Here is a 10,102-nt window from a genome sequence, read left to right as displayed (position 1 = left end):
ATACAGGTGAACCCTAATTAAATGTTTTGTAGTTACTCAATAATTCTTGTCCAATATACCATATTCTGTTAATATAAAGTTTAGATGCGTTCGCCCTGCTATAGGAATTGGGGAACCGATCGCCCTGTTGAATTTTTTCGCAAAGGCGATCGGGGACTTCTAGCTTTTATCTATTTCACTCGTCTCTCTCATCTTTCTGCAATGCTGTCAGAATTTGAAAGCACAGCTTGAGTAGAAACAGCAGAAATCCTGCGTGGGGATTGAGGCAAGTGGCAACGCCCACCACTGCAAACTCGCTTACTTTGATCCATTTCTTTTTGTTTGAAATCTTCATGTTGGTCATCTTTGTTGAAACTCTCAACAATCTGCCAAATGCAAGATAGGAGGCTGGTTTTAGATCCGATCGCCTATCGCTCAGGTTATGTACAAGTTTGTCCAAGTTACGATCGCGTCGCTATAATTGGAGAAACCTGAAACCACTACATGACGGAACCTAGCGGGCGATCTCTCAAGCTATCGCCAACTCAAGTGAAAAACGCGGACATCGCATTAGCAAAATTTGGTAGCAAATCCGATTTGGCTGCTCAATTACAAATGTCGCGTACCACCATCAACAAATTTTTCCAAGGTAAACCCGTTCAGCGCAAGCAGTTTCTTGACATCTGCAAAAAGCTCAAAATGAAATGGGAACCCGATGATGAACAGGTTCAGGAGAAAGGTAAACCACCAAATTCCCTGTCAGATCCGCCTCTGGAGAGCCCGAAAGATGATATTGATGCGTTGGTTCAGCAGGTACGATCGCGCCTCCATGATGACATCCAACGCTTACATGGCACGATGCCACTTTGGGGTGTCGATCGTTGCGTGCCGTTGGGTGAATTGTTTGTAGATGTCAATATTCTGAAGGAGCTGAGTAGTAGTCATAAGTCAGAACTCAATGACTTGTGGCAAGATTTCAGCAACAATCCCAGCCATCGCAGTTTAGATCGCATTGGCTTGGGCATGGAACGGCAACGGGTGTCAGGCTTAGAGGTGCTGGCGAAGAATACAAACCTAATGGTGGTGGGCAAACCGGGTTCGGGGAAAACTACGTATTTGCAACGAGTGGCGACGGAGTGCAACGCAGGGAATTTACAAACGTACCGGATTCCGTTTTTGATTAAACTGCGAGATTTTGTCGAGGATGGGCGTGAGGTTGCTTATTCGCTAGAGCGTTATCTAGGGCAATGCTGGCGGTTATCGGATGCAGAAACTCAATTGATATTCGATCGAGGTCGGGTGCTGGTGTTGCTGGATGGATTGGATGAGGTGACGGGAGAAGATGGGAAGAACATCGCCAAGGAAATCAAGCGGTTTGCTCGTACTTATCCGCAGGTGCAGGTAATCGTAACTTGTCGGACGCAGAGTCAGGAATCGCGGTTTGAGAAGTTTGATTATGTGGAAGTAGCTGATTTTAATGAGTCGCAGGCGCGATCGTTTTCAGAACATTGGTTTAAGACGGTGATGGGGGATGAGTCAGGAGGATTGGCGAAAGCGCGAGAGTTTTTAGAACAACTATTTTTAGAGGCAAATAAGCCGATTCGGGAGTTAGCGATTACGCCGATTTTGCTAAGTTTGACTTGTGCGGTGTTTCACCAGACGGGGAAGTTTTACTCAAAGCGTTCTAAGCTGTATGAAGAAGGGTTGGAGTTGCTGCTGGAACAGTGGGACAAGTCGCGGGAGATTGAGCGAGATGAGATTTATCGAGATTTGTCGGTGGAGCGAAAGCTAGAATTATTGAGCTTTCTGGCAGTGAAGAAGTTTGAGCAAGAGCAATATGTGTTGTTTGAGCAGGCGGAGATTGAGGGTTATATTGCTGAGTTTTTGGGGATTGGGCAGCGGGATAGTCGGACAGTATTGAGGGCAATGGAAGCACAGCATGGGTTGTTAATTGAGCGAAGTCAGAAGGTTTGGTCATTTTCACATCTGACGTTTCAAGAGTATTTGGTGGCGAAGTGGTTTTGCAGGTATACCCCTTGGGATAAATTAGTCAAATATCTTCCAGACAAACCTTGGCAGCAAGTTTTTCTGTTAATAGCAGATATAACTCAAGATGCTGACAGTTTACTGCTACAAATGAAGCAAGCTATTGACAAAAATTTAATTGATATGGAAGGTGAATTGTATGAATTATTTAAGTGGCTTAATACAATTGCTTATTCTCATAAATATTTTATTCATATGGATGATAAAATTACAAGTCCCGTTATCCCGAAAGTAAGTGCAATCCGGATATTTTACTTCGAGCTTTTCTTTTCCATACCAGGCGATAAATATCAGTTTTTACCCAGAAATTCTTATCCTATTGCGATTTGTATAGATCGACATTTGATGTCATTTTCTACATTTGCAATTAATGATTTATTAGCAACTTGTATCTATATAGCACGTGGACTCATGGAAAAATACCACAGGACAAATGCGATGGCTCTCCTTTCAAATTTATCAAGATTTAGGGGTGGCAATATTGAAAGATTAAGAGACTTAATACCTGAATCTGAAAAAGGAAGAATTCTTTGTGACCTGCCGCCCAATCCTTGGTGGAAAAAGAACGGAGATGAATGGATTAGACAGTTAAAATCTGTTATGAATATTAGTGACTTATGGGAATTCAATAAAGAACAAAAAGATTTCTTACAAAGTTACTATTACTGTAATACTGTTTTGATAAAATGTTTGATAGAAAGTGTAGTGGTCAGTAATGATGTAAAGAAAGAAATAGAAGATATACTTTTGTTACCGATCGCCGAAATCGAAAAACGCAAACGTGAAAAAGCCGAGTAGGGCGATTCTACTCAAGATATGGAGCGCTCGGATATTTTTTATTGAGTTATTCAATCCGCGACAGCCAAAGGAGTGAAATGATTCTCTAAATTTTTGTCCCTTATCAAGCTATGGCAAATTCTGTCAAATTGTGCTAAAATATAACGAGATATCAAGCTTTGATAACTAATGTCTAGACGCGATAATTTACATCTATCCCTGCGCCACACTCTCGAAAAAGATGGGTGGACAATTACGGATGACCCCTTAATCTTAGTGTTAGAACAAACGCTCTTGAAACCTGATTTAGGAGCAGAAAAGATTTTCGCAGCAGAAAAAGAAGAACGGAAAATAGCTGTGGAAATCAAAGACTTCGACTCTCCTTCCGTAATTAATGAATTGGAAAAAACGATGGGACAGCTTCAGCTTTACCAATGGGCCTTGGAGGAGCAAGAGCAGAAACGGCAGTTGTTCCTAGCTATCAGTCAAACCATCTATATTCGACATTTCCAAAAACCAATTTTTCAGCTAGCCGTTCAACGGAATAGAATTAACTTATTAGTTTACGAACCAGACCAGGAGGCTATTGTTCAATGGATCGCTCACTAAATTATGCAGATATCCTGAAACAAACGCTACAAGAAGCAACTCGATCGCAACCTCGCTTACAAGCGATTCAGCTTTATCCTGTCTGCGATACCGATTCAGGTCATTTCCTGATTCTCGCTACAGGTTGGGATAAGCAACGCTGGATGGACACGATTCTGTTTCACGCTCGCTTGGTCGATCGCCATGTCATCATTGAAGAAGATAACTTTGAGGAAGGGTTAACCCCTGCACTGATTGTCGCAGGTATCCAACCAGAGCATATTATGACTGGTCTTGATTATCAAAATAGTGCTAGCCCAGTGGTGTTTCAGGCGGTTTAGCGATCGCCTCCCAGAAGCCATCGATCGCAATAACTCGATCGATACAATATACCTGAAAAAGAACTTAAATAGCCAGCGATACAGGGTTTATTTCAATAAACCCTGCCTTGAGTATGCTTAAATAAGTTTAGACACTCCCTAACCCTATTTAAACCAGTGAACTTTCAATCAGTCATTGCCACCTTAAACAAATTCTGGAGCGATCGAGGCTGCCTGATCGCCCAATCCTACGACACAGAAAAAGGTGCAGGAACCATGAATCCCCACACCTTTCTCAGAGCGATCGGCCCCGAACCTTGGTCTGTCGCCTACGTCGAACCCTGTCGCCGCCCCACCGACGGACGCTACGGCGAAAATCCCAATCGCTTCCAACATTACTATCAATATCAAGTTTTAATTAAGCCATCTCCTCCTAATATCCAAGAAATCTATTTAGACTCACTGAGAGCATTAGGAATTAAACCAGAAGACCACGATATTCGCTTCGTAGAAGATAACTGGGAATCTCCGACTTTGGGAGCTTGGGGTGTTGGTTGGGAAGTCTGGCTTGATGGGATGGAAATTACCCAATTTACCTATTTTCAACAGTGCGGCAGCATTGATTGTCGCCCGGTTTCGATTGAGATTACCTACGGGCTAGAACGCCTCGCGATGTATCTCCAAGAAGTTGATGCGATGACTAAAATTCAGTGGAAAGATGGCATTACTTACGGCGATGTTCACTTGCAAGGGGAAATAGAACAGTGTACTTATAATTTTGAAGCTTCTAATCCTGAATTGCTGTTTACTTTGTTTGGGCTGTACGAACAAGAAGCAGAACAATTGACTAAGAAAGGATTGGTTTTGCCTAGTCTTGATTATGTGTTAAAATGTTCGCATACTTTCAATTTGCTCGATGCTAGAGGTGTGATTTCGGTAACGGAGAGAACTCGGTACATTACCAAAATTCGCAACTTGGCGCGGCGGGTGGCTCAGCTTTATTTGGAACAGCGGGAACAGTTGGGTTTCCCATTGGAGAAAGCTGTGAAGGTTTGAGAAGTAAGTAATGTGAAATTCGGGTGCATCTGGGTTTTGAAGAGGGCGAAGCATTACCGCATATAAGTTATTAGTTATAATCTTATGCTGATTGCGGTAATGCTTCGCCCCTACACACATATTTGCTTGCAGAAATATCATATTTTAAATTAATTTAATGCCTAATTATTCTGAAAATTATCCAGAAACTACTCCTCAATTGCGGGTTGATGGTGTAAGTTTTAAAACACCGATCGCCTCTAGCTACTTATTGGACAATATTTCGTTTCAGGTACAAAAGGGATCTCGCGTGGCAATTGTCGGCCCTTCGGGGGCTGGGAAAACCACGCTGTTGCGGTTGCTGAACCGACTCAGCAGCCCCACGACTGGCTCGATTTATCTGGAAAATACAGATTATCGGCAAATTCCGCCGATCGAACTTCGGCGCCAAATTACCCTGATTCTACAGGAATCGAAGCTGTTGGGGATGTCGGTGCGGGAAGCTTTGGCTTATCCTTTGAAGCTGCGGGGCGTGGCTGCATCAAACATTGCTGAGAGAATTAGCGGGGCGATCGCACAACTGCGGATACCCCAAGAATTACTCGATCGCACGGAATTGCAGCTTTCCACGGGCCAAAAGCAGTTAGTGGCGATCGCCCGCGGCATCATTCTACAACCAAAAATCTTGCTTTTAGACGAACCAACATCCGCCCTCGATGTAGGAAAAGCCGCCAACCTTTTGGAAGTATTGACACAGCTAACTAACAATCAAACCACAATTTTAATGGTCAATCACCAATTAGAATTATCCGAACAATTTAGCACCAGAATTCTGCATTTACAGCGCGGAAAACTCATCGAAGATTTGCCATCCGATCGAATAGATTGGGTGCAACTACGACAAAATTTAATCCAAGCAGAAGCAGAAGCCCAACAAGAATGGTGAATAAACTAAAAAACATTTCTTGAGGTACGTTGTTGCGCTTCAGCGCTTTCTTCTATATAAAAAAGCGCTGAAGCGCAACAACGTACCTTCTCAATGAGCACCCCCACCACCAGCACCCGGTTTCACCTTTTGAAAACCCAAAATAGCAATCCCGCTTAACAACAAAGCAATTCCCACAAAGTAAAAACAATCATTAAAAGCCATCACATAAGCTTCCCGACGAACCAAACCATCAATCGCCTTAATTGCCTGTTCTTTCGCCACACTCAAATCAGCACCGCGACTCACAAAATACTGAGTCATTTGATTGAGTCTTTCCTGCGTTGCTGGATTGTACAAAGAAACAGATTCTCCCAAGCGATTCGAGTGAAATTGCTCGCGCTGCGTCACCAAAGTTGCTAGCGCCGCAATCCCCATCGAACCTCCCATATTTCGCATCATATTAAACAAACCCGAAGCAGAACCAGCCTCGTGTTTCTCCATACCAGCAGTGGCAATAGTTGACAGTGGCACCATAATTAATGGTTGTCCTAATGCTCGCACTAATTGCGACCAACGCAACTGATCGATACCCGTTTCGTGAGTCATGCTGGCATTCATAAAACAACTCACCGCAAACAAACTCACACCTATACCGATTAGCAACCGCATATCGATGCGCTGCATCAATTTCGGCACCACCGGCACGATGAATAACTGCGGTACGCCAGCCCACATAATTACCTCGCCAATTTGCATGGCATTGTACTGCTGGATCTGACCTAAATACAGGGGCAGAATGAACACCGAACCGTACAATCCTACACCTAACGAAACATTGACAATAGTTGCTAAGGCGAAATTGCGGCGAGTTAGCAGTCGTAGATTAATAAACGGTTTTTTTCGAGTTAGTTCAATCCAGAAAAAAGCGCCGAGAAATATAGCAGCAACTATGCTTAAACGCACAATAAAATCAGAACTAAACCAGTCTTTCCGGCTGCCTTCTTCTAACACAACTTGCAGGGAACCCAAGCCGATCGCCATTGAGATAATTCCCCACCAGTCGCCACCTTTTAGCAATGATAATTGCATCGGCTTAGGGTCAACTGCATACCACACAGCAGCTAGCAGCAACATCCCCGGAATCAAGTTCAAATAAAAGACATATTCCCACCCGTAATTCTCCGTCAGCCAACCTCCCAATGTCGGGCCAATCGATGGTGCAAAAGTCGCTGTCAGTGCAAACATCGCCATGCCAATCGGCTGCTTTTTGGGCGGCAAATTGGTCAGCAAAAACGTAAAAGCCATCGGAATTAAAATTCCGCCACTCAATCCCTGCAAAGCCCTAAATACAATCATTGAAGTCAAATTCCACGCCCAAGCGCAGCACATGGAAAAGAAGACAAAGAAAGCGGCATTTACCAAGATGTAGCGGCGCACTGAGAACACCTGCGACAGCCAACCCGTAATCGGAATGACGACTATTTCTGCGACTAGATAGGCGGTGGAAATCCAAGAACCTTCTTCTAATGTTGCGCCTAAAGCTGCTTGAATATCTCGGAGAGAAGCGTTGGTGATTTGGATGTCCAAAACTGCCATGAATGCGCCGAGGATTGTTCCCATGACGCCGATCCAGGTTTTTAATGGTACGCGATCGCTCTGTTGTTGTAGAATTGCACTGGGGTTTGCCATTGGTTTTGCATCTTGTGTAATTAATTTGGATGTTTTAACCGCAGAGGGCGCAGAGGGCGCAGAGTAAGAGAGGGGAATCAAGAAGGAGAGAAGTTTACCAATTTTTTAGGAAATTAAACCCATTTTTTGATAAAGTGGTCTGACTAAGTTTTTTAAAGCTGGCAACTGTCTGGTAAAAATTATTGAACCTAAAATACAAATTATACCACCAAGTATGACTGTATTGGGAGAGCCGATATAATTTGCCATTCCACCTGCTACTAAATTACCAAACGGTGTCACTCCAAAAAATGCCATCGTGTAGATGCTCATTACTCTGCCACGTTTGTCGTCTTCTACTATTGTTTGCAAAAATGTGTTTCCTCCGGCAAATTGGATGATGAAACCAAATCCTACAAACAACATCATGATTAATGACAGCCACAAAATGCGGGACAAGCCAAAACCAATCAATCCAAATCCCATGATTGCTGGCGAAATTGCAATCAGTTTGCCGATGCCTACGATACTTTTTCGTCCGATTAAATAAATCGCGCCTGCAAATGCTCCGACTCCGGAAGCTGCCATCAAAAATCCGAGGGTTTGCGGGCCGCCGTTGAGAATTTTGGTGGCAAAAATTGGGACTAATACTGTGTGGGACATTCCGGCGAAGCTGACTAATGCTAATAGCAGTAAGATGGCTCGAATCGGGGGAAATCCGAAGGCGTAATCGAATCCTTCTTTTAATCTTTGTAAGGGTTTGGTATTGCTTGCTGCTATTTTACGGGGTTTGATCTTCATTGCTAATAAGCCTGCAATGACGGCGATGTAGCTGATTCCGTCCAGCAGAAAACAATAACTCGGGCCGACTGTACCTATCACTAATCCGGCAATTGCTGGGCCGATGAGTCGCGCTCCGTTGAACATGGAAGCGTTGAGGGCGATCGCATTTGCTAAGTCTTCTTTTTTTTCTACGAGCTCGGACACAAAAGCTTGCCGTGCGGGCGCGTCAAAGGCGTTGATTGCTCCTTGACAGAAACTCAGTATCAGGATTTGCCAAATGTTGATGACTCCTGTTAGCGCTAAAAATGCTAGGGCTAAGGATTGAACCATCGCTAAGATTTGAGTGGCAATTATCACTCGGTGCCGATTCGTGCGATCGATTAAAACTCCTGCAAAAGGCAGTAAAATTAATGTGGGGATTTGACTGGTAAATCCTACTACGCCGAGCATCCAAGGTGAATCGCTCAAGTTGTAGACAAGCCACACTGTAGCGACTTGCGTCATCCAACTGCCAATCAGCGAGATGCCTTGTCCTGCAAAAAATAGGCGGTAGTTTTGCGATCGCAGTGCTGGCGGAAGTTTGATTTTTTTGATTTTTGCTAGAAGATTCATGTATCAGTTTCGTCAATATTTTGTATGGTAGCGCCCCGGAGCATACGTCTAATTAGTTAGGGCAACCATCGGGGAATTACCATAGACTTATTTTACGAATCAAATACAATTGCGGTATGAGCCTCTGGTTCTATTTTAGGATTTCGGAAAATTAGGATTTGAGTATTCAGGGTTTATGCACTCCTTGCAAAGAAACCGGGTTTTTTGCGTATCTGCGGGCTGCAATCTAGTATTTTTGAGAAAAAACCCGGTTTCTGGCCATCGGTGCGATCGCGAATTATCTTGTTAATTTCTTCCCTACAGCAAAACGATCGCCACAGTTGAGTTTTTCTGTCGCGATCGCCTGTTTAGCTAAAATTTGCTTCCGGGAACCTCAATCAATGCTCAACAGCCAAGTCCCTAAATAACGCATCAATGGAACGTCCCCAGGAGTGCGAATGCGGACGTTGAAATGGTACATTCCGCCCGGACTTGGGTTTCTGACGTTGGAGAGGACAACTTCAACGTTGTTACCGGCAGGAATTGGCTCTGCGGGATAAATTTCTATGAATCGATTTTCTTTGTCCCAGATTACTTCTTGCAATGCTATTGTTTTGTCTTTGACGCGCACTTTAATGTCTTTTTGGTCGAATTCGCCTTTGTAATAGTCTGGATAAGTAATGTTGAGTTGGGCGATCGCCAAACTTACTTTTTTGGAAGGAATTCGCAGCCGGTATCTGTCGCCAACCATTCCGGCTTTGCCGTAATCCAAGCGATAGTTTAACTGGTTGGCGCGTTCTGGGCCGCCGAAAATCGTGAATCCGGGCATCGACTGGGCTAAACTGATGGCCGGTAAGCCTGTCAGCAAGCAACCTGTAACTGCTAGTGCTGAAAATAATCGTTTCATAATCACTCCTCTAATCAAACTGCTGGTGAAGCTTAAATATCGATCGCCCGAAATTTGCGATCGAGCCTACAATATACCGAATTTCTCAATAATTCTCTCAGCCGAAACGCCCGCGCTCGCTCAATTTTTTTTTGCGTAATAATACTGACAACAGACATTCAAACTACCGAATTAGGCAGCATTGTATCATATCACCCTGGGCTGCAAGGTTAACAGTTTAGTGAATTTGAATCTATAAGACAAGTTAAAGAAGCGAGTGTAATTTTGGGGATCGGCTTTAGTATCAACGTGAGAAGCCAGCGATTGAAGTCGCACGCCAAACAAACGAAGACAGCCAGCGATTGAAATCGCGCCTACACAAACGATGTCCGCCGGACGCCGACTGGGAAATTTGAATTTCAACCTGCTCCCGTCAGGTTTTGTCTGTGTAGACGCGGTTTCAACCGCCCTGTCTATGTCTGTGTCTAGAGTATAAGGAGA

Annotated in this window: 9 protein-coding genes; 5 read left to right on the top strand and 4 right to left on the bottom strand. The window is 43.9% G+C overall.

Annotated elements, in window-relative coordinates:
- Positions 1–175 precede the first annotated feature (175 nt).
- Entirely contained in the window at positions 176–334 is a 159-nt protein-coding gene (locus tag JGK07_RS21970) for a hypothetical protein (RefSeq protein ID WP_293178130.1), read from the bottom strand.
- Between the two features lie 149 nt (positions 335–483).
- Here JGK07_RS21970 and JGK07_RS21965 point away from each other — a divergent pair, with 149 nt between their 5' ends.
- The 5 genes from JGK07_RS21965 to JGK07_RS21945 all read left to right on the top strand — a co-directional run bounded on the left by JGK07_RS21965 (position 484) and on the right by JGK07_RS21945 (position 5,691).
- Positions 484–2,823: an NACHT domain-containing protein gene (locus JGK07_RS21965; RefSeq protein WP_293178133.1), complete on the top strand. Its 2,340-nt coding sequence runs from the start codon at positions 484–486 to the stop codon at positions 2,821–2,823.
- Positions 2,824–2,991: 168 nt separating this feature from the next.
- A complete protein-coding gene (locus tag JGK07_RS21960) occupies positions 2,992–3,411 on the top strand; it encodes a XisH family protein (RefSeq protein WP_293178136.1) in 420 nt (139 codons plus the stop codon).
- Complete coding sequence (locus tag JGK07_RS21955) at positions 3,396–3,731, top strand: element excision factor XisI family protein (RefSeq protein ID WP_293178139.1); 336 nt, start codon at positions 3,396–3,398, stop codon at positions 3,729–3,731. The genes JGK07_RS21960 and JGK07_RS21955 overlap by 16 nt, the downstream gene beginning before the upstream one ends.
- 156 nt (positions 3,732–3,887) lie before the next feature.
- Positions 3,888–4,766 carry a glycine--tRNA ligase subunit alpha gene (glyQ, locus tag JGK07_RS21950; protein ID WP_293196692.1) on the top strand — a complete coding sequence of 293 codons (879 nt, stop codon included), beginning with the start codon at positions 3,888–3,890 and terminating at the stop codon, positions 4,764–4,766.
- Positions 4,767–4,923: 157 nt separating this feature from the next.
- Positions 4,924–5,691, top strand: a complete 768-nt coding sequence (locus tag JGK07_RS21945; protein ID WP_293242663.1) for an ATP-binding cassette domain-containing protein — start codon at positions 4,924–4,926, stop codon at positions 5,689–5,691.
- A 90-nt stretch (positions 5,692–5,781) separates the two neighbouring features.
- Here JGK07_RS21945 and JGK07_RS21940 read toward each other — a convergent pair whose 3' ends face one another.
- The 3 genes from JGK07_RS21940 to JGK07_RS21930 all read right to left on the bottom strand — a co-directional run bounded on the left by JGK07_RS21940 (position 5,782) and on the right by JGK07_RS21930 (position 9,622).
- On the bottom strand, positions 5,782–7,362 hold the full coding sequence (locus tag JGK07_RS21940) for a DHA2 family efflux MFS transporter permease subunit (protein WP_293242660.1): 1,581 nt from the start codon (positions 7,360–7,362) through the stop codon (positions 5,782–5,784).
- Positions 7,363–7,467: 105 nt separating this feature from the next.
- Positions 7,468–8,736: an MFS transporter gene (locus JGK07_RS21935; protein ID WP_293178151.1), complete on the bottom strand. Its 1,269-nt coding sequence runs from the start codon at positions 8,734–8,736 to the stop codon at positions 7,468–7,470.
- A 373-nt stretch (positions 8,737–9,109) separates the two neighbouring features.
- Positions 9,110–9,622 carry a DUF2808 domain-containing protein gene (locus JGK07_RS21930; protein WP_293178156.1) on the bottom strand — a complete coding sequence of 171 codons (513 nt, stop codon included), beginning with the start codon at positions 9,620–9,622 and terminating at the stop codon, positions 9,110–9,112.
- Positions 9,623–10,102: the final 480 nt, after the last annotated feature.

Origin of the sequence: Microcoleus sp. PH2017_24_DOB_U_A, assembly GCF_020738205.1 — a bacterium.
GTDB lineage: Bacteria > Cyanobacteriota > Cyanobacteriia > Cyanobacteriales > Microcoleaceae > Microcoleus.
Note: the sequence above shows the minus strand (reverse complement) of the source record. Positions and strands in the feature narration are given on the sequence as shown.

Bases quoted from the DNA above. Each gene is read 5' to 3' on its own strand.
- JGK07_RS21970 (WP_293178130.1), bottom strand. From the start codon at position 334: ATGAAGATTTCAAACAAAAAGAAATGGATCAAAGTAAGCGAGTTTGCA.
- JGK07_RS21965 (WP_293178133.1), top strand. From the start codon at position 484: ATGACGGAACCTAGCGGGCGATCTCTCAAGCTATCGCCAACTCAAGTG.
- JGK07_RS21960 (WP_293178136.1), top strand. From the start codon at position 2,992: ATGTCTAGACGCGATAATTTACATCTATCCCTGCGCCACACTCTCGAA.
- JGK07_RS21955 (WP_293178139.1), top strand. From the start codon at position 3,396: ATGGATCGCTCACTAAATTATGCAGATATCCTGAAACAAACGCTACAA.
- JGK07_RS21945 (WP_293242663.1), top strand. From the start codon at position 4,924: ATGCCTAATTATTCTGAAAATTATCCAGAAACTACTCCTCAATTGCGG.
- JGK07_RS21940 (WP_293242660.1), bottom strand. From the start codon at position 7,362: ATGGCAAACCCCAGTGCAATTCTACAACAACAGAGCGATCGCGTACCA.
- JGK07_RS21935 (WP_293178151.1), bottom strand. From the start codon at position 8,736: ATGAATCTTCTAGCAAAAATCAAAAAAATCAAACTTCCGCCAGCACTG.
- JGK07_RS21930 (WP_293178156.1), bottom strand. From the start codon at position 9,622: ATGAAACGATTATTTTCAGCACTAGCAGTTACAGGTTGCTTGCTGACA.